The organism is Pseudomonas sp. NBRC 100443, from assembly GCF_030268185.1.
In the GTDB taxonomy this organism is placed as follows: domain Bacteria; phylum Pseudomonadota; class Gammaproteobacteria; order Pseudomonadales; family Pseudomonadaceae; genus Pseudomonas; species Pseudomonas citronellolis.
Window position 1 is genome coordinate 21554 of record NZ_BSQE01000006.1, and the last position, 18683, is coordinate 40236.

Here is an 18683-nt window from a genome sequence, read left to right on the forward strand (position 1 = left end):
CGGCTTCCTCAGGCGGATTGTCCGGCGCGGCGCCGGCCGGGCGCGCAGAGCCACTCGCGGCCCTTGAGCATGGCGTTCCAGTAGATGCCCGGCAGCGCCTCGGACTTCAGGTGCCAGGCCAGGCGCGACGGCTTGCGGCCATCGAGCAGCCAGCGCGGGAAGGTGGGCAGCAGCTTGCCGCCGTAGCCGAACTCGGCGAGCACGATCTTGCCGCGCTCCACGGTCAGCGGGCAGGAGCCGTAGCCGTCGTAGGCCGCCGTCAGGGGCTGGCCGTCGAGGCAGGCGAGGGCGTTGTGCGCCACCACCGGGGCCTGCTTGCGCGCCGCCGCGGCGGTCTTGGCGTTGGGCGCGGCGCTGGCGTCGCCGAGGGCGAAGACGTTGGCGAAGCGCGCATGGCGCAAGGTCACCGGGTCGACGTCGATCCAGCCGCCGTCGCCGGCCAGCGGGCTGCTGCGGATGAAGTCCGGAGCGGTCTGCGGCGGGCACACGTGGAGCATGTCGAACTCGCGCACTTCCTCGTGGCGCTGGCCGTCGGCATCGGTGCGGGCGAAGGTGGCGGTGCGCGCCGGGCCGTCGACGGCCGCCAGGGTCGAGCCGAAGTTGAGCTGGGCGCGGTAGCGCTCGACGTACTCCATCAATGCCGGCACATAGTCCGCCACGCCGAACAGCGCGGCGCCGGCGGTGTGGAACTGGATGTCGATGCCGTCCAGGCGGCCACCGCGCAGCCAGTGGTCGGCGGACAGGTACATGGCCTTCTGCGGCGCGCCGGCGCACTTGATCGGCATCGGCGGCTGGGTGAAGAGCGCGCGGCCGCGGTGCAGGCCGCGCACCAGCTGCCAGGTGTAGGGCGCCAGGTCGAAGCGGTAGTTGGAAGTCACGCCGTTGCGCCCCAGGGTGTCGGCCAGGCCGGGGATGGCGTTCCAGTCCAGCTTCAGGCCGGGCGCCAGGATCAGCACGCGGTACTTCAGGCTGGCGCCGTTGGCCAGGATCACCCGGTCGTCCTGGGGCGCGAAGGCCGCCGCGGCGGAGCGTTCCCAGGCCACGCAGTCGGGGATCAGCGCCGCCATCGGGCGCACCGTGCGGTCCTGGGTGAAGACGCCGGCGCCGACCATGGTCCAGCCCGGCTGGTAGTAGTGCTCCGTGGCCGGCTCGACCATGCAGATGCTCAGGTTCTGGCGGCGCTTGAGCAGGCTGGCGCAGGTGGCCAGGCCGGCGGCGCCGGCGCCGATTACCACCAGGTCATAGGTGGGCTCGCCGCGCCCCGGACGGGGGCTGGCGGCGGCCTGCAGGCGCGGGCGCAGCTGGCCGAGGTCGAAGCCGGCCCGGGCGGCGCGGGCGAGTATGTCGTCCAGGGGCCGTTGCCCTGCCTGGGACAGCGCCCAGAGGGTGGCCGAGCGGGTGCCGGTGCGGCAGTAGGCGAGCACCGGGCCGGGCAACTGCTCCAGGGCGGCGGTGAAGGCATGGACGTCGGCGTCGCCGATGGCGCCGCTGATCACCGGCAGGTAGGCGAATTCCAGGCCCTGGGCGGCGGCGGCCGCGGCCATGGCCTGGCTGCCCGGCTGGTCGTCGGCCTCGCCGTCGGGGCGGTTGCAGACCAGGCTGCGGATGCCGGCGGCGGCCAGGGCGGAAAGGTCTTCGGGGTTCAGTTGCGGGGCGACGCAAAAGCCATCGTCCAGGGGCAGACGTTGCATGGCGGATTCCTCTTCTTCTTTCGGCGGCGCAAGGCAAGGGGAGGGCGGCGGGACAGCGGCCGTCATGGCCCGCCGTCGGCGGCTCAGAGCAGGTTCAGCGGCAGCTTGAGGTAGCGCACGCCGTTGTCTTCCGGCTCCGGCAGGTGGCCGCCGCGCATGTTCACCTGCACCGAGGGCAGCATCAGGCGCGGCATCGGCAGGGTGGCGTCGCGGGCGTCGCGCATGGCGACGAACGCGGCCTCGCTCACGCCGTCGTGGACGTGGATGTTGCCGGCGCGCTGCGCGCCGATGCTGGTTTCCCAGGCGTAGTGGTCGCGGCCGGGGGCCTTGTAGTCGTGGCAGAGGAACACCCGCGCCGGCTGCGGCAGGCCGAGCAGCCGGCGGATGGAGCGGAACAGCGTGGCGCTGTCGCCGCCGGGGAAGTCGCAGCGCGCGGTGCCGTAGTCGGGCATGAACAGGGTGTCGCCGGGGAACACCGCATCGCCGATCACGTAGGCCATACAGGCCGGGGTATGCCCGGGCACGTGCAGGGCGATGGCCTGCAGGTTGCCGATGCGGAAACTTTCGCCATCCGCGAAAAGATGGTCGAACTGGCTGCCGTCGCGGGCGAAGGCGCTGCCGGCGTTGAAGATCTTGCCGAAGGTCTGCTGCACCCGGGTGATCCGCTCGCCGATCGCCAGGCGCCCGCCCAGGCGCTCCTGCAGCAGCGGCGCGGCGGACAGGTGGTCGGCATGGGCGTGGGTCTCCAGCAGCCAGGACACCCGCAGGTCGTTGGCCTGGACGAACTCCACCAGGGCCTGGGCCGACTCCTGGTGGGTGCGGCCGCTGGCCTGGTCGAAGTCGAGCACGCTGTCGATGATGGCGCAGGCGTTGCTGGTGGGGTCGCGCACCACATGGCTGACGGTGAAGGTGGCTTCGTCGAAGAACGAGGTGACCTGCGGGGCGGGGGCGCGGCCGCTGGTGGCGTCGTCGACCAGTGCGCTGGCGGCGGCCAGGGCGGCATCGGCGTGGAGGGCGGACATGGGGGACGTCTCCTGCGACATTGACCTAAATCATGCTTACACTATTTCTTTAATAGTGCAATTATGAAAACGTCGAAGTGTCGCCGTCGACGCTACCGGGCCGGGGCGGTAGCATGACGGGCCTGTTCAGCCGAGGATCTGGATCACCGTGGAAGCCAATGCCTGTTCCGCTCCCTCCATGCCGCCGCTGCGCCAGAACGACCGTGCGCCGGAGTTCCGCGCCCGCACCACCCGCGGCGACGTCGCCCTGAGCGACTACCGCGGCCGCTGGCTGCTGCTGTTCTCCCACCCGGCGGACTTCACCCCGGTGTGCACCAGCGAATTCATCGCCTTCGCCCGCGCCAAGCCGCGCTTCGACGCACTGGGCTGCGAGCTGCTGGCGCTGTCGGTGGACGGCCTCTACTCGCACCTGGCGTGGATACGCGACATCCACGAACGCTTCGGCGTGGCCATCGACTTCCCGATCATCGAAGACCCCTCCATGGCCATCGCCCGCGGCTACGGCATGGTCGGCCCCGACGCGGTGGACAGCTCCACCACCCGGGTCAGCTACGTGATCGACCCGGAGGGCATCATCCGCGCCCTGAGCTGGTACCCGATGAACGTCGGTCGCTCGGTGGAGGAGCTGTTGCGCCTGGTCGCGGCGCTGCAGGCCAGCGACCGGCACGCCGCCTCCACCCCGGAGGGCTGGCAGCCCGGCGGCGCGCTGCTGGAGCCGGTGGCCCTGGATGCCCATGAGGCGTTGCAGGTCGAGCCCGGCCCGGACGAAACCTGGTACTACCGCTGGAAGAAACCATGAAGGCGCCGGCCGACGAGGGCCTGGAAGCCCTGAAGGAACGCGCCAACGACGCCGCCGAACTGCTGCGCCTGCTGGCCAACCCGACGCGCCTGCTGCTGCTCTGCCAGATCGCCCGTGGCGAATGCTCCGTGGCGGAACTGGAACGCGACCTCGGCCTGCGCCAGCCCGGCCTGTCGCAGCAACTGGCGGAACTGCGGCAGAACCAGTTGGTGAAGACCCGCCGCGAGTCCCGCTCGATCTACTACAGCCTGGCCGACGCCCGCGTGCAGGTGCTGCTGGAAGCGCTGCACGAGGCGCTGTGCGGCGATCCGCAGTTGCAGCAGGCGGCCCGGCTCCCCGCCAGGGCGACACCGGCGCCCGGGGAGAGCGCACGCTTCGCCCGTATCGAGCGTTAGGCCTGCCGCCATACCGCCGCGCGCAGCGGCGGTCACTTCTTCTGGCTACATCCCCGCCTGCCGGCTGATTTCCGTCTTGCACACCTCCAGCGCTTCGCGGAAGTAGGCCTCGCGAGCCTGGAAGCGCGTACTGGGCGCCACCACCGACACCGCGTGCGGCCCCATGAAAGTGGGGATCAGGATGCTGAGGGCGCTGATGCCCGGCGTGTGTTCCTCGACGTCCCGGGCCATGCCGCTGCGGCGGATGGCCCGCATTTCCGCGAGCAGCGCCGGCAGGTCGCGGGTGTGAGGGGTCAGCCTGGCCGGGGAGGGGCCCAGCCACTGGGCGATGCTGTCGTCGTCCAGGGTGGACAGCAGCACCTTGCCGTCGGCCGTGGCATGCATGGGCAGCGAGTGCCCCATGGGGATCACCACGCGCAACTCGGTCTCTGCGATCACGCGGTCGATCACGTGGGTCTGGCGGGCGCGGATGCAGGACAGCGCCACGGTTTCCTGCAGGGCGTCGCAGAGTCGTTCCAGGGAGTGCCGGGCCACCGAGATGATGTCGCTGTGGGCCTGGTGGATCAGTTGCCCCAGCGCCGGGCCCAGGCGGTAGCCCGTGCCGGGGCGGATCGCCTCCACCAGCGCCTCGGCCTCCAGCGCGCCGATGATGCGCTGCACCGTCGAACGCGGCAGCCCGACGGCCTGGGCGATGGCCGCCAGGCTCAGGCCCTGGGGCTGCGCGCCCAGCGCGCGCATGATGGCGCTGGCCCGGGCGATCACCTGGATGCCGCCGCCGCGCGACTCTTCCGGCATGTCTTTCTCTTCGCTCATCTCGTTCCTCGAAGCTCTGCATCGCCGCATGCGCCGTGGCGACCGGCGGAGTGTACAGCCTTGCCGCGCGCTCGGCAGGAGCTGTGAATTCAGTTGTACCATATTGCGATACAGATAATCGTATTGTGGTACACTGCCGCCTCGCCCGATCCGACCCCGCCGTTGGCGGAAGTCCTCCGCGCGGCCATTCGGGCATTGGCGGCATGTCCAAGGAGAAACCATGAAAGTCAGAGCTTTGCGGAGCCTCGGGGCCCTGTTGTCGACGGCGCTGGTGCTGGCGGCGTGCGAAAAGACCGAGCAGAAGGTGGAGGCTGCGGCCCCCGAGGTGGGCGTGGTCGAACTCAAGGCGCAGGACGTCCTGCTCAGCGGCGACCTGCCCGGGCGCACCGCGCCCTACCGCGTGGCCGAAGTGCGGCCGCAGGTCAGCGGGATCATCCAGAAGCGCCTGTTCGCCGAAGGCAGCGTGGTGAAGAAGGGCCAGCAGCTCTACCAGATCGACCCGGCGCTGTACCAGGCCGCGGTGGACAAGGCCCAGGCCACCCGCGACAGCGCGCGCAACCTGGCGCAGCGCTACCAGCGCCTGCTGGAGACCCGCGCCATCAGCCGCCAGCAGTTCGATGATGCGCAAGCGGCCTGGAAGCAGGCCGAGGCCGAGCTGAAGACCGCCCGCATCAACCTGGAGTACACCCGCGTGCTGGCGCCCATCGGCGGGCGCATCAGCCGTTCCAACGTCACCGAGGGCGCGCTGGTGAACGCCGGCCAGGCCCAGGAGCTGGCCTCGATCAACCAGCTCGACCCCATCTACGTCGACGTCAACCAGGCCGCCACCGACATGCTGCGGCTGCGCCGCGAGCTGGATTCCGGGCAACTGAGCATGGCCGGCCCGGGCCAGGTGCAGGTGCACCTGAGCCTGGAGGACGGCTCGCGCTACCCGCTGCCCGGGGTGCTGAAGTTCTCCGAGGTGACGGTGGAGCCGAGCACCGGCGCGGTGACCCTGCGCGCGGTGTTCCCCAATCCGGACGGCCTCCTGCTGCCGGGCATGTTCGTCCACGGCTCCCTGGCCGAGGGCATGCGCCGCCAGGCGCTGCTGGTGCCGCAGCAGGGCATCAGCCGCGACCTCAAGGGCGAGGCCACCGCCTGGGTGGTGGGCGAGGGCGACAAGGCCGAGCTGCGCCAGGTGCGGGTGTTGCGCACCCTGGGCAACCAGTGGCTGGTGGAGTCGGGCCTGGCCGCCGGCGAGCGCGTCGTCACCGAGGGCGTGCAGCGCGTGCGCCCCGGCGCCGTGCTCAAGCCGGTGGCGGCGAACAACGTCGCGCCCGTGCAGACCCTCGCCAGCTCCCACGAATAGAACTGCCCCGGCCTAGCCGCAATCTTCCGGTAATTCCCAATGGCATCCTTCTTCATCAACCGGCCGATCTTCGCCTGGGTGATCGCGATCGTGATCATGCTGGCGGGTGGGCTTTCCATCCTCAAGCTGCCGGTCAACCAGTACCCGAACATCGCCGCGCCGGCGATCATCACCACTGTCACCTATCCCGGCGCCTCGGCGCAGACGGTGCAGGACACCGTGGTGCAACCCATCGAGCAGCAGCTGAACAACCTCGACGGGCTGCGCTACATCTCCTCGGAGAGCAACGCCGACGGCAGCACCAACATCATCGTCACCTTCGACCAGGGCACCGACCCGGACATCGCCCAGGTACAGGTGCAGAACAAGCTTCAGCTGGCCACCCCGCTGCTGCCCGAAGAGGTGCAGAAGCAGGGGCTGCGGGTGGCCAAGTACCAGATCAACTTCATGCTCATCGTCGGCCTGTATTCCGAGGACGGCAGCATGGACGACTTCGACATCGGCAACTACATCGCCTCCAACCTCAAGGACCCGATCACCCGCACCAAGGGCGTCGGCGACTTCCTGCTGCTGGGCGCGCAGTACGCCATGCGCATCTGGGTCGACCCGCAGAAGCTGCTCAGCTACCAGTTGACGCCGCAGGACGTGATCGACGCCGTGCGCGCGGAGAACGTGCAGGTATCCTCCGGCGCCCTCGGCGGCCTGCCGACGCACCAGGGCGTGCAGCTGAACGCCACCGTGCTGGGCATGTCGCGGATGACCACCGCGGCGCAGTTCCGCGAGATCCTCCTGAAGGTCAACCCGGACGGCTCCCAGGTGCGCCTGAAGGACGTGGCCGAGGTCGGCCTGGGCTCGGAGAACTTCTCCATCTCCGGCACCTACAACGGCAAACCGGCGGCGGCCATCGCCCTGCGCCTGGCCACCGGGGCCAACCTGCTGGACACCGTCAAGCGCGTGCACGAGACCGTGGCCGAGCTGGAGCCCTATTTCCCCAAGGGCCTGAAGGTGGTCTACCCATACGACACCTCGCCCGTGGTCAGCGCCTCCATTCATGAGGTGGTCAAGACGCTGTTCGAAGGCATCCTCCTGGTGTTCCTGGTGATGTACCTGTTCATGCAGAACCTGCGCGCCACGCTGATCCCCACCCTGGCGGTGCCGGTGGTGCTGCTGGGGACCTTCGGCGTGCTGGCGGCCTGCGGCTTCACCATCAACACCCTGACCATGTTCGGCATGGTCCTGGCCATCGGCCTGCTGGTGGACGACGCCATCGTGGTGGTGGAAAACGTCGAGCGGGTGATGGTGGAGGAGGGGCTCTCGCCCCGGGAGGCCACGCGCAAGTCCATGGGACAGATCCAGGGCGCCCTGGTGGGCATCGCCATGGTGCTTTCGGCGGTGTTCGTGCCCATGGCCTTCTTCGGCGGCGCCACCGGCATCATCTACCGGCAGTTCTCGGTCACCATCGTCTCGGCCATGGCCCTGTCGGTGCTGGTGGCGATGATCTTCACCCCGGCGCTGTGCGCCACCCTGCTCAAACCGGTGCATGGCCACCACGAGAAGAAGGGCTTCTTCGGCTGGTTCAACCGCAGCTTCGACCGCGGCGCCGAGCGCTACAAGACCGGCGTGGACGCCATCGCCCGGCGCAAGGGGCTGTTCCTGGGCATCTATGGGCTGATCGTAGTTGCGCTGGTGTGGCTGTTCCCGCAGATTCCCAGCGCCTTCCTGCCCGACGAGGACCAGGGCAACATGGTGGTGCAGGTGCAGATGCCGAGCAACGCCAGCGCTGCCCGTACCCAGGTGGTGCTGGACGAGATCCGCGACTACCTGCTGCACGACGAGGCCGGGCTGATCGACTCCGCGTACACGGTGAGCGGCTTCAACTTCGCCGGCCGCGGGCAGAACTCCGGGATGCTCTTCATCGGCCTGAAGCCGTGGGGGGAGCGTAGCGGCCGCGACGACACCAGCATCTTCGCCCTGGCCCAGCGCCTGCAGGCGCGGATCGCGCAGATCAAGGACGGCACCGCCATCGCCATCGTGCCGCCGGCGATCCTGGAGATGGGCAACGCCACCGGCTTCGACCTGTTCCTCCAGGACCGCGTCGGCCTGGGCCACGAGAAGCTCATGCAGGCCCGCGACAGGTTCCTCGAACTGGCCGCCGCCGACCCGGTGCTGAAAAACGTGCGGCCCAACGGCATGAACGACGAGCCGCAGTACCAGGTGGTGATCGACAAGGAAAAGGCCCGCGCGCTGCAGGTCAGCATCAGCGACATCAACGCCACCATGAGCACCGCCTGGGGCTCGGCCTACGTCAACGACTTCGTCGACCGCGGACGGGTGAAGAAGGTCTACGTGCAGGGCGCCATCGACTCGCGCATCTCGCCCGAGGACTTCGCCAAGTGGTACGTGCGCAACGCCCGTGGCGAGATGGTCAAGTTCTCCGCCTTCGCCTCCGGCTACTGGACCTACGGCTCGCCCAAGCTGGAACGCTACAACGGCGTGCCAGCGGTGGAAATCCAGGGCGAGCCGGCCCCCGGCTACAGTTCCGGCGACGCCATGCAGGCGGTGGCGCGCATCGTCGCCCAACTGCCCGACGGCATCGGCCTGCAGTTCACCGGCATCTCCTACGAGGAGCGCCTGTCCGGCTCCCAGGCGCCGGCGCTGTACGCCATCTCGGTGCTGATCGTGTTCCTCTGCCTGGCGGCCCTCTACGAAAGCTGGACGGTGCCCCTGGCGGTGATCATGGTGGTGCCGCTGGGCGTCATCGGCGCGGTGCTGGCCACCCTCGGCCGCGGCCTGGCCAACGACGTGTTCTTCCAGGTCGGCCTGCTGACCACCGTGGGCCTGTCGGCGAAGAACGCCATTCTCATCGTCGAGTTCGCCAAGGCGCTGCACGAGCAGGGCATGCCGCTGCTGAAGGCGGCTTCGGAGGCGGCGCGCCTGCGCCTGCGGCCGATCATCATGACCTCGCTGGCCTTCGTCCTCGGTGTGCTGCCGCTGGCCATCTCCCATGGGCCGGGCTCCGGCAGCCAGCACTCGATCGGCACCGGGGTGGTCGGCGGCATGCTCACCGCGACCTTCCTGGCGGTGTTCTTCGTGCCGATGTTCTACGTGCTGATCACCCGCCTGTTCAGCCGCAAGGCGAAACCACTCGACGCCCAGCAGGGAGAACACGCATGAATCAGCTGAAATGGCGGGCGATGCTCAGCGTCGCCCTGGCGGTGGGCGCGCTCGGCGGCTGCTCGCTGATCCCCGACTACCAGCGCCCGGAAAGCCCGGTCGCGCAGGATTGGGCCGCGCCCCGGGCCGGCGCGGCGCAGGCGCTGCTGCCCTGGCAGGGCTTCTTCAAGGACGAACAGCTCAAGGCCCTGGTCGCCGATGCCCTGGAAAACAACCGCGACCTGCGCGTGGCCGTGCTGAACATCGAGAAGGCGCGGGCGCAGTACCGCATCAGCCGCGCCGACCTGTTGCCCTCGGTGGATGCCGGCATCTCCGGCAACGGCCAGCGCACCCCGGCGGACCTGTCCAGCAGCGGCCGCACGGAGACCACCCACCGCTACGACGCCGGGGTGGGCATCGCCTCCTATGAACTGGACTTCTTCGGCCGGATACGCAGCCTCAACGAACAGGCGCTGCAGACCTACCTGCAGACGGTGGAGGCGCAGCGCAGCGCGCGCATCGCCCTGGTCGCCGAGGTAGCCACGGCCTACTACCAGTTGCAGGCGGACCTGCAGTCCCTGGCCATCGCCCGGCAGACCCTGGAAAGCCAGCGGCAGAGCTACGCCACCATCCGCAGCAGCTACGCCGCGGAAGTCGCCACCGAGCTGGACCTGAGCCAGGCGGAAAGCACGGTGCGGGCCGCCGAGGCCAGCCAGGCGCAGTACCGGCGCCTGGTGGCGCAGGACCGCAACGCCCTGGTGCTGCTGGTGGGCAGGCCGCTGGATGCGCAGCGGCTGCGCCAGGCGGCGCCGCAGGCGCTGGCGCTGGACGAGGCGCTGCCGGTGGGCCTGCCCTCGGAGGTGCTGACCCAGCGCCCGGATATCCTCGCCGCCGAGCACGCGCTCAAGGCCGCCAACGCCAACATAGGCGCGGCGCGCGCGGCCTTCTTCCCGCGCATCGGCCTGACCGCCTCGGCCGGTTCGGCCAGCGCCGAGCTGGGCCAGCTGTTCGCCGGCGGGCAGGGCGCCTGGAGCTTCGTGCCGTCGATCAGCCTGCCGATCTTCGACGGCGGCCGCAACCGGGCCAACCTCGACGTGGCCAAGGTCCAGGCCTCCATCGAAGTGGCCAACTACCAGAAGGCCATCCAGGTGGCCTTCCGCGAGGTGGCCGACGGCCTGGCCGCGCGCGGCACCCTGCAGGAGCAGGTGCGCGCCCAGGCGCTGCTGGTGAAGGCCAACGCCCACTCCTACGACCTGGCCCGGGCCCGCTACGAGCAGGGCGTGGACACCTACCTCAACTCCCTGGACGCGCAGCGCAGCCTGTTCGCCGCGCAGCAGGAACTGGTGGCCACCGAACTGGCCCGCCAGCAGAACCTGGTGGCGCTGTACAAGGCCCTCGGCGGGGGCGACAGATGAGGGCCGCGGCGCGCGCCGCCGGGGAGTAGGGCCATGGACCTCTTGCAAGGCATGCAGGCCTTCGTGCGGGTGGTGGAGAGCGGCAGCTTCAGCCAGGCCGCCCGCGCCCTCGACATGTCGCCGTCGAAGGTCTCGCGGCTGATCGCAGGCCTGGAGGAGCAGCTGCGCGCGCGCCTGCTGCAACGCACCACCCGCAGCGTGGCGGTGACCGAGGCCGGCCGGCGCTACTTCAAGCGCTGCAAGGGCATCCTCGGCGAGATCGACGACGCCGCCGCCGAGGCCGCCGGCTCGCTATCGCGGGCCAGCGGGCGGCTGCGCCTGCACGCGGTGACCGAGTTCGGCCTGGAGCACCTGACACCGCTGATCGCCGCGTACCGCGAGCGCTACCCGGAGGTGTCCATCGACCTGTCGCTGACCCAGGACACCCCGGCGCTGCTGGAGGAGGGCCTGGACGTGCTGGTCACCCTGTCCCGCGGGCTGCCCGACTCGGCCTTCGTCGCCCAGCGCCTGGGGCGGGTGTTCAGCGTGCTCTGCGCCGCGCCCGGGTACCTGCACCGCCACGGGGTGCCGAGGTGCCCGGAAGACCTGCGCGAACACCGCTGCCTGATGCTGGCCGACCCGCTGTTTCCCGATGGCTGGTACTTCAGCGAGCAGGCCGAGGAGGCGCCTTTCGCCTTCGAGGACGTGCTGCGCGTCAACCTCCCCGAGGCGGCCTGCCTGGCCGCCGCCTCGGGCATGGGCGTGTGCCTGCTGCCGGGCTTCGTCGCCGCCCGCGCGTTGCGCGAAGGGCGGCTGCTGCGGGTCCTGCCACAGCTGCGCCTGCACGGCCGCGACGTCTTCGCCCTGTATTCCTCGCGGCGCTTCCTCGACGCCAAGATCCGCACCTGGGTCGAGTTCCCCAAGGCGCAACTGCCACAGGCCTTCGCCAGCGACCTGGCGGTGCTCGACGACCCGCGCTACTGGGCCCGCCCGCGGCCGCGCCTGGCCGGGTGCGGCGGTGAGGCTCAGGCCCCGTTGCGACGATAGGCGAGGAACTCGCGGCCCTCGCGCGAGTTGAGGTTCAGCGACCACACCGGGCGCGGCAGGTCCAGCGCGCCGGAGCCCCAGTCTTGCAGGTAGGTCAGCGAGAAGTCCACGCCGCGCCGGCAGGTGGCCGCGTCGTAGCCGAGGCTGGCCATGGCCATGTGCACGCAGGCGTCGACGTACTCGTTGACCTTCTCCACCCCCTGCAGGATGGTCTGGATGCACAGGGCCGAGGCGCCCATGAGGAAGTCGGTGGCGGCGTCGAGGCGCTCGAAGTGCAGTTCGCCGGCGGCGCGCCCGCCCTCCAGGTCGCGGCCCATGTACTCGGCCACCAGCGCGTGGTGCGGCCAGACGTCGACGCGGGTGACGAAGCCGGCCCACTTGCGGTCCAGCAGGGCGCGCACCAGGAACACCCGGAAACCCACCGAGATGCGCTTCCACGGCTCCTGGAGGATGTCGTAGAGCGGCAGGATGTCGGTGGTCATCTGGTTGCTCAGGTCCTGGCCGAGGGCGACCAGCACCTGGTCCAGGGAGTCGAAGTAGCGGTAGAAGGTGCCGCGCGAGACCTTGGCCTCGCGGATCACGTCGTCGATCACCGGCGTGGCCGAGCCGGGCTCGGCGAATACCCGCATCGCCGCGTCGAGCAGGCGCGTGCGCATCAGCAGGCGTTTCTTCTCCGCCATCTTCGGGCGGTGGTCGGGGTTGGCCCGTCCGCGGGGGGAGGGCTGTTGGTCGTCGGACACGGACTTCATCTCCGGGAGTGACAAAATGTCATTGTTAAAAACTATGCCGATAGTCGGGTGAATAAATTTATTTGATCGCACCCCTTGTACGAGCGGGGCGTCTGTCCTACATTGCTGACCAATGTCGGAATGACAAGTATGTTCAGTCTATAACGTATTCGTCGCTCTGGCGCTTTCGTCATAAAAACAACAGGAGACGAAAAATGATCCGTAACGCCTTGCCACCCCGCCTGTCCCGCCCGCTTCCTCCGCCGCCGCGCCGCAAGCGCCCGCGCGCCTGATATTTCCCGCATCCCTAGCCACTCCGGGTAACCGTATGCCTTCGGGGCCGCCAAGGTCCTGAGCGCCGACGCCTGCCCGCGAGGAATCCGTTGCCGTCCACTGCGCCCTGGCGCCACGGCCGGCGGGATTCGTTCGCCCAGAACAAATAAATGACATTTTAGTCATTGTGACATACAAGGTCGAAGCCATGAAAGAAGCGATGAAAGTGTCCGACGTAAGCGTGCTGCCGCTGGCCGAGCAGCGTCCCTCCCTGCAGGAGCTGGTCAAGCGCGCCGAAGCGCTGCAGCCGCTGCTGCGCAAGAATGCTGCGGAGTCGGAGAGGAATCGCCGCGCCGCCGAGGAGAACATCCAGGCCATGCGCGACGCCGGGCTGTTCCGGCTGATGGTGCCCAAGCGTTTCGGCGGCCACGAAGGCACCCTGCGCTCGCACCTGGAAGTGTCCGCGGCGCTCGCCGAAGGCTGCGGCGGCACCGCCTGGGTGGCCGCGCTGACCAACGTCTGCGCCTGGTTCACCAGCCTGTTCAGCGAGCGCGCGCAGAACGAAGTGTTCGGCGCCAACCCCGACGCCCGCGTGTCCGGCGTGTTCAATGCCTCGCCCAACACCCGCCGCGTCGAGGGTGGCCTGATCGTCTCCGGCAAGTGGTACTTCTCCTCCGGCAGCCTGCACGCCGACTGGGCCGCCGTGGGCGCCGAGGAGCGCGACGCCAACGGCGCACTGGTGGCCCAGTACCTGGCGCTGATCCCGCGCGAACAGTTCTGCATCGAAGACACCTGGTTCACCACCGGCATGCGCGCCTCGGGCAGCAACTGCATCGTCGCCGAGGAGGTGTTCGTGCCCGACCACCGCCTGCTGAACATGGGCGCGGCCATCGAGGGCGACTACCCCACCGAATTCAAGGACGAGGCCAGCTACCGTCCGCTGTTCGTGCCCTTCGCCGCGCTGATCCTCAACGGCCCGCAGCTGGGCCTGGGCCGCGCCGCGCTGAAGTACGTGATCGACAACGCGCCGCGCCGCGCCATCGCCTACACCTCGTTCGAGAAGCAGACCGACTCGGTGCTGTTCCAGGCCCAGGTCGCCGAGGCCGCGCTGAAGATCGACAGCGCCGAGCTGCGCGCCTTCCGCGCCGTCGACGAGATCGACGCCGCCGCGCGCGAGGGCCGCAAGCTCGACGCCACCACCCGCGCGCGCATCCGCGCCGACGTCGGCCTGGTCAACAGCCACATCACCGACGCCATCAACATCCTGCTCACTGCCCACGGCGCCGGCAGCTTCGCCGAGAGCAGCCCGATGCAGCGCTGGTGGCGCGACTCCAACACCGCCGCGCGGCACGCCGTGGCCCTGCCGAGCATCGGCCTGGAGCTGTACGGCAAGGCGCTGCTGGGCTTGGAAAACACCGTCACCCCGCTGATCTGACCGGGAGGGCAACCCCATGGATCCCAAACTCCTGCGTACGGTGATGGGCCAGTTCGCCACCGGCGTCACCGTGATCACCTACCTCGCCGACGGCGAGCCGGCCGGCATGACCGCCAACGCCTTCATGTCGGTGTCGCTGGAGCCGCCGCTGATCCTCGTCTCGGTGCGCAACGCCTCGCGCTTCAACCAGTGGGTGAAGGAGGGCGTGCGCTACGGCGTGAACTTCCTCGCCGAGACCCAGCGCCCGCTGAGCGCGCACTTCGGCGGGCGCCCGGAGGAGGGGCTGGAACTGCCGTTCTGCCAGCACCAGGACACCCCGCTGCTGGACGGCAGCCTGGTGCAGCTGGTGGCGCGCACGGTGGACGTGCACCCGGCCGGCGACCACCAGCTGTACATCGGCGAGGTGGAGCACCTGCGCATCGGCGAGCAGCGCAAGCCGCTGCTGTTCTACAGCGGCCGCTACCACCAGATGCACGCCCGCTCGCCGGGCGCCGAGTGGAACGGTTGCCGCGAAGGCTGGTAGGCCCGCGCACCGACGATTGACCGCGCGAACGCCACGGCGCCCCCGGCAGGGGGCGCCCGGGGGCGGCTCGCGCCTGCGAAACCCTGATCGAGCGAAGAACCATGACAGCCAGGATCACCGAATCACCCCGCGAGCGCGCCGAACAGGACAGCGACCGCCAGGAAACCCACGAATGGCTCGACGCCCTGGAGGCCGTGGCGCGCAGCGCCGGCGGCGAGCGCGTCGACTTCCTCCTGCAGCGCCTGGCCGAGCATGCCAGCCACCTGGGCGTGCGCCCCTCGGCGCACCCCTATTCGCTGTACCAGAACAGCATCCCCCTGGAGCAGCAGCCGGCCTTCCCCGGCGACCTGGCCATGGAGGAACGCATCACCTCGATCATCCGCTGGAACGCCCTGGCCATGGTGGCGCGGGCCAACAAGGCCTACGGCGAGCTGGGCGGCCACATCGCCAGCTACGCCTCGGCGGCGGAGATCTTCGAGGTCGGCTTCAACCACTTCTTCCGCGCCGACAGCGCCGCCGGCAAGGGCGACCTGGTGTACTTCCAGCCGCACTCGGCGCCCGGCGTCTACGCCCGCGCCTTCCTCGAAGGGCGCCTGGGCGAGGAACAGCTGCAGCGCTACCGCCAGGAAGTGGACGGCGGCGGCCTGTGTTCCTACCCGCACCCCTGGCTGATGCCGGACTTCTGGCAGTTCCCCACCGGCTCCATGGGCATCGGCCCGATCAGCGCCATCTACCAGGCGCGCTTCCTCCGCTACCTGGAGCACCGCGGCATCGCCGACACCGCGCAGCGCCACGTCTGGGGCGTGTTCGGCGACGGCGAGATGGACGAGCCGGAATCCCTCGCCGCGCTGTCCCTGGCCGCCCGCGAGAAGCTCGACAACCTGACCTTCGTGATCAACTGCAACCTGCAGCGCCTGGACGGCCCGGTGCGCGGCAACGGGCAGATCATCCAGGAACTGGAAGCGCTGTTCAGCGGCGCCGGCTGGAACGTGATCAAGGTGATCTGGGGCTCGGACTGGGACGCGCTGTTCGCCCGCGACCGCAACCACGTGCTGCTGCGCCGCTTCGCCCACACCGTGGATGGCCAGTACCAGACCCTCGGCGCCAACGACGGCAACTACAACCGCGCGCACTTCTTCGACCTCGACCCGGAATTGCAGGCGCTGGTCTCGCACATGAGCCCCGAGGAGATCGACGGCCTGCGCCGCGGCGGCCACGACTTCCGCAAGCTGCACGCCGCCTTCGCCGCCGCCAAGGCGCACGACGGCCGGCCGACGGTGATCCTGGCCAAGACCAAGAAGGGTTTCGGCATGGGCCAGGCCGGCGAGTCGCGCAACACCTCGCACCAGCAGAAGAAACTCGACATCGACGCGCTCAAGGCCTTCCGCGACCGCTTCGCCCTGCCGCTGGACGACGCCGCCCTGGAAGAGATGCGCTTCTACAAGCCGGCCGAGGACAGCGCCGAGCTGCGCTACCTGCGCGAGCGCCGCGAGGCTCTGGGCGGCTACCTGCCGCGCCGCGTCGGCCAGGCCGAACCCCTGGCGCTGCCGGCGCTGGAGAGCTACGCGCAGTTCGCCCTGCAACCGGACGAGCGCGAAAGCTCGACCACCACCGCGGTGGTGCGGCTGTTCTCCAACCTGCTCAAGGACAAGCAGCTGGGCCCGCGCATCGTGCCGATCGTGGCCGACGAGGCGCGCACCTTCGGCATGGCCAACCTGTTCCGCCAGATCGGCATCTACTCGCCGGCCGGCCAGCTCTACGAGCCGGAAGACGCCGGGGCGATGCTCTACTACAAGGAAGCGCGCGACGGCCAGCTGCTGGAAGAAGGCATCACCGAGGCCGGGGCGATCTCCTCCTGGGTCGCGGCGGCCACCTCCTACAGCGTCAACGGCGTGGCCATGCTGCCGTTCTACATCTACTACTCGATGTTCGGCTTCCAGCGCATCGGCGACCTCATCTGGGCCGCCGCCGACCAGCGCGCCCGTGGCTTCCTGATCGGCGCCACGGCCGGGCGCACCACCCTGGCCGGCGAGGGCCTGCAGCACCAGGACGGCACCAGCCAGCTGATCGCCTCCACCGTGCCCAACTGCCGCGCCTACGACCCGGCCTTCGCCGCCGAGGCGGCGGTGATCATCGACCACGGCGGCCGGCGCATGCTCGAAGAGCAGCACGACGAGTTCTACTACCTGACGGTGACCAACGAGAACTACGTGCAGGCGCCGCTGGACGCCGCGCAGCACGCCGACGTGATCAAGGGCATGCGCCTGTTCGGCACCCGCGGCGAGGGCGCGCCTGCGGTACGCCTGCTCGGCTCCGGGGCCATCCTGCGCGAGGTCATCGCCGCCGCCGAGCTGCTCGCCGAAGAGTGGGGCGTGGCCAGCGAGATATGGAGCGTCACCAGCTTCTCCGAACTGGCCCGCGAGGCCCGCGAGGTCGAACGCGAGCAACTGTTCGGCGAGCAGACCGAAGCGCGCAGCCACCTGCAAACCTGCCTGCCCGGCGCAGTGCCGGTGGTGGCCGCCAGCGACTACGTGCGCGGCTACGCGCAGCTGATCGCGCCCTACCTGCGGGCGCCGTACACCGCCCTGGGCACCGACGGCTTCGGCCGCAGCGACACCCGCCCGGCGCTGCGCCGCTTCTTCGAGCTGGACCGCCAGCACATCGCCCTGGCGGCGCTGGCCGGCATCGACCGCGACAAGCATGCCCAGGCCCGCGCGCGCTACGCCATCGACGGCGCCGCCGGCGCCCCCTGGAACCGTTGAGGAGTGAACGCCATGCAACAACTGATGGTTCCCGATATCGGCGACTTCAAGGACCTGCCGGTGGTGGAGGTGCTGATCAAGGCCGGCGATGTGGTCGCCGTGGAACAGCCGCTGATCGTGCTCGAATCCGACAAGGCGGTGATGGACGTGCCCAGCACCCTGTCCTGCACCATTCGCGAAGTGCTGATCAAGCCGGGCGACAAGGTCTCCCGGGGCAGCGTGATCGCCCATATCGAGCCGGCCGGGGAGGGCGCGGCTGCGCCTGTGGTCGCCGAAGCTGCGCCTGCGATTCCCGAGGCCGCGCCCGTCGTGGCGAAAGCCGAACCGGTGGCCGCCGCTCCCGCGCCCAGCGTGCAAGCTGCGCCGGCGCCCGTCGCTGAAGAAGTCCGCAAACCGCAACTGGCCCTGGCCGGCCCGGCGGTGCGCAAGCTGGCCCGCGAACTGGCGGTGGACCTCGACCAGGTGCCGGCCAGCGGCCCCAACGGCCGGGTGCTGCGCGAGGACGTGCTGGCCTTCGTCAAGGCCCAGCGCGAACAACCGGCGGCCGCCGCCAAACTCGGCGGCGGGCTCGACCTGCTGCCCTGGCCGCAGGTGGACTTCGCCCAGTTCGGCCACGTCGAGCGCCGCACGCTGTCGCGCATCAAGCGCATCTCGGCGGCCAACCTGCACCGCAACTGGGTGAGCATCCCCCACGTCACCAACCACAGCCAGGCCGACGTCACCGAGCTGGAAGCGCTGCGCGTGCAGCTCAACGGCGAGGCACGCGAAGGGCAGGCCAAGGTCACCCTGCTGGCCTTCCTGATCAAGGCCTGCGTGGCGGCGCTGCAACGCTTCCCGCAGTTCAACGTGAGCCTGGAGGGCGACGAAGTGGTGCAGAAGCACTACTTCCACATCGGCTTCGCCGCCGACACCCCCAACGGCCTGGTGGTGCCGGTGATCCGCGATGCCGAGCGCAAGGGCATCGCCGCGCTGGCACAGGAAATGGCCGAGCTCTCGCAACTGGCCCGCGCCGGCAAGCTGAGCCCGGCGCAGATGCAGGGCGGCTGTTTCTCCATCTCGTCCCTGGGCGGCATCGGCGGCGGCCACTTCACCCCGATCATCAACGCGCCGGAAGTGGCGATCCTCGGCGTCGGCCGCGCCGAGCTGCAACCGCGCTGGAACGGCAGCGCCTTCGAACCGCGCCTGCAACTGCCGCTGTCGCTGTCCTGGGACCACCGCGCGGTGGACGGCGCCGAGGCCGGGCGCTTCCTCGCCTACCTGGCGACCCTGCTCGGCGACTTCCGCCGGGTGCTGGTCTGAG

The 18683-nt window shown here is 69.8% G+C and carries 14 protein-coding genes; 10 read left to right on the forward strand and 4 right to left on the reverse strand.

Annotated elements, in window-relative coordinates; translation table 11 throughout:
- Positions 1-8 precede the first annotated feature (8 nt).
- Both QSJ95_RS09460 and QSJ95_RS09465 read right to left on the reverse strand, forming a co-directional pair.
- A complete protein-coding gene (locus QSJ95_RS09460; protein ID WP_285641894.1) occupies positions 9-1691 on the reverse strand; it encodes a bifunctional protein tyrosine phosphatase family protein/NAD(P)/FAD-dependent oxidoreductase in 1683 nt (560 codons plus the stop codon).
- Positions 1692-1774: 83 nt separating this feature from the next.
- Positions 1775-2713 carry an MBL fold metallo-hydrolase gene (locus tag QSJ95_RS09465; RefSeq protein ID WP_058070481.1) on the reverse strand — a complete coding sequence of 313 codons (939 nt, stop codon included), beginning with the start codon at positions 2711-2713 and terminating at the stop codon, positions 1775-1777.
- A gap of 148 nt (positions 2714-2861) precedes the next feature.
- On the opposite strand from QSJ95_RS09465, the gene QSJ95_RS09470 reads away from it, so the two are divergent.
- Together QSJ95_RS09470 and QSJ95_RS09475 are read left to right on the forward strand one after the other, a co-directional pair.
- Positions 2862-3512, forward strand: coding sequence for a peroxiredoxin (locus tag QSJ95_RS09470; RefSeq protein WP_024128674.1), 651 nt, complete (start codon positions 2862-2864; stop codon positions 3510-3512).
- The gene (locus tag QSJ95_RS09475; RefSeq protein ID WP_009623122.1) at positions 3509-3907 is read left to right on the forward strand and encodes an ArsR/SmtB family transcription factor; all 399 of its coding nucleotides are present in this window, start codon (positions 3509-3511) and stop codon (positions 3905-3907) included. The genes QSJ95_RS09470 and QSJ95_RS09475 overlap by 4 nt, the downstream gene beginning before the upstream one ends.
- Before the next feature lie 45 nt (positions 3908-3952).
- On the opposite strand, the gene QSJ95_RS09480 is transcribed toward QSJ95_RS09475, so the two are convergent.
- A complete protein-coding gene (locus QSJ95_RS09480; protein ID WP_043318360.1) occupies positions 3953-4720 on the reverse strand; it encodes an IclR family transcriptional regulator in 768 nt (255 codons plus the stop codon).
- 220 nt (positions 4721-4940) lie between these two features.
- Between QSJ95_RS09480 and QSJ95_RS09485 the strand changes: the two genes are divergently transcribed.
- Genes QSJ95_RS09485 through QSJ95_RS09500 form a run of 4 tightly spaced genes read left to right on the forward strand, consistent with a single transcriptional unit; the run spans position 4941 to position 11662 of the window.
- Complete coding sequence (locus QSJ95_RS09485) at positions 4941-6068, forward strand: efflux RND transporter periplasmic adaptor subunit (protein WP_285641899.1); 1128 nt, start codon at positions 4941-4943, stop codon at positions 6066-6068.
- A 39-nt stretch (positions 6069-6107) separates the two neighbouring features.
- A complete protein-coding gene (locus tag QSJ95_RS09490; protein WP_043318362.1) occupies positions 6108-9242 on the forward strand; it encodes an efflux RND transporter permease subunit in 3135 nt (1044 codons plus the stop codon).
- Positions 9239-10636: an efflux transporter outer membrane subunit gene (locus QSJ95_RS09495; RefSeq protein WP_285641914.1), complete on the forward strand. Its 1398-nt coding sequence runs from the start codon at positions 9239-9241 to the stop codon at positions 10634-10636. Before QSJ95_RS09490 ends, QSJ95_RS09495 begins: the two co-directional genes overlap by 4 nt.
- 33 nt (positions 10637-10669) lie before the next feature.
- Positions 10670-11662, forward strand: coding sequence for a LysR family transcriptional regulator (locus tag QSJ95_RS09500; RefSeq protein WP_285641916.1), 993 nt, complete (start codon positions 10670-10672; stop codon positions 11660-11662).
- Here QSJ95_RS09500 and QSJ95_RS09505 read toward each other — a convergent pair.
- The gene (locus tag QSJ95_RS09505; RefSeq protein WP_009623114.1) at positions 11641-12402 is read right to left on the reverse strand and encodes a TetR/AcrR family transcriptional regulator; all 762 of its coding nucleotides are present in this window, start codon (positions 12400-12402) and stop codon (positions 11641-11643) included. The genes QSJ95_RS09500 and QSJ95_RS09505 overlap by 22 nt on opposite strands.
- Before the next feature lie 481 nt (positions 12403-12883).
- On the opposite strand from QSJ95_RS09505, the gene QSJ95_RS09510 reads away from it, so the two are divergent.
- The 4 genes from QSJ95_RS09510 (at position 12884) to aceF (ending at position 18682) form a co-directional block, all read left to right on the forward strand.
- Positions 12884-14098, forward strand: a complete 1215-nt coding sequence (locus QSJ95_RS09510; RefSeq protein WP_051879091.1) for an acyl-CoA dehydrogenase family protein — start codon at positions 12884-12886, stop codon at positions 14096-14098.
- 16 nt (positions 14099-14114) lie between these two features.
- Positions 14115-14621, forward strand: coding sequence for a flavin reductase family protein (locus tag QSJ95_RS09515; protein ID WP_009623110.1), 507 nt, complete (start codon positions 14115-14117; stop codon positions 14619-14621).
- 101 nt (positions 14622-14722) lie between these two features.
- Positions 14723-17383, forward strand: coding sequence for an alpha-ketoglutarate dehydrogenase (gene mdeB / locus QSJ95_RS09520; protein ID WP_285641920.1), 2661 nt, complete (start codon positions 14723-14725; stop codon positions 17381-17383).
- A 12-nt stretch (positions 17384-17395) separates the two neighbouring features.
- On the forward strand, positions 17396-18682 hold the full coding sequence (gene aceF, locus QSJ95_RS09525; protein ID WP_285641923.1) for a dihydrolipoyllysine-residue acetyltransferase: 1287 nt from the start codon (positions 17396-17398) through the stop codon (positions 18680-18682).
- Position 18683: the final 1 nt, after the last annotated feature.

What these genes read in the sequence shown, in the direction of transcription:
- mdeB (WP_285641920.1), top strand. Translation starts at nt 14,723, where the DNA reads ATGACAGCCAGGATCACCGAATCACCCCGCGAGCGCGCCGAACAGGAC.
- QSJ95_RS09485 (WP_285641899.1), top strand. Translation starts at nt 4,941, where the DNA reads ATGAAAGTCAGAGCTTTGCGGAGCCTCGGGGCCCTGTTGTCGACGGCG.
- QSJ95_RS09475 (WP_009623122.1), top strand. Translation starts at nt 3,509, where the DNA reads ATGAAGGCGCCGGCCGACGAGGGCCTGGAAGCCCTGAAGGAACGCGCC.
- aceF (WP_285641923.1), top strand. Translation starts at nt 17,396, where the DNA reads ATGCAACAACTGATGGTTCCCGATATCGGCGACTTCAAGGACCTGCCG.
- QSJ95_RS09480 (WP_043318360.1), bottom strand. Translation starts at nt 4,720, where the DNA reads ATGAGCGAAGAGAAAGACATGCCGGAAGAGTCGCGCGGCGGCGGCATC.
- QSJ95_RS09510 (WP_051879091.1), top strand. Translation starts at nt 12,884, where the DNA reads ATGAAAGTGTCCGACGTAAGCGTGCTGCCGCTGGCCGAGCAGCGTCCC.
- QSJ95_RS09465 (WP_058070481.1), bottom strand. Translation starts at nt 2,713, where the DNA reads ATGTCCGCCCTCCACGCCGATGCCGCCCTGGCCGCCGCCAGCGCACTG.
- QSJ95_RS09460 (WP_285641894.1), bottom strand. Translation starts at nt 1,691, where the DNA reads ATGCAACGTCTGCCCCTGGACGATGGCTTTTGCGTCGCCCCGCAACTG.
- QSJ95_RS09500 (WP_285641916.1), top strand. Translation starts at nt 10,670, where the DNA reads ATGGACCTCTTGCAAGGCATGCAGGCCTTCGTGCGGGTGGTGGAGAGC.
- QSJ95_RS09495 (WP_285641914.1), top strand. Translation starts at nt 9,239, where the DNA reads ATGAATCAGCTGAAATGGCGGGCGATGCTCAGCGTCGCCCTGGCGGTG.
- QSJ95_RS09490 (WP_043318362.1), top strand. Translation starts at nt 6,108, where the DNA reads ATGGCATCCTTCTTCATCAACCGGCCGATCTTCGCCTGGGTGATCGCG.
- QSJ95_RS09515 (WP_009623110.1), top strand. Translation starts at nt 14,115, where the DNA reads ATGGATCCCAAACTCCTGCGTACGGTGATGGGCCAGTTCGCCACCGGC.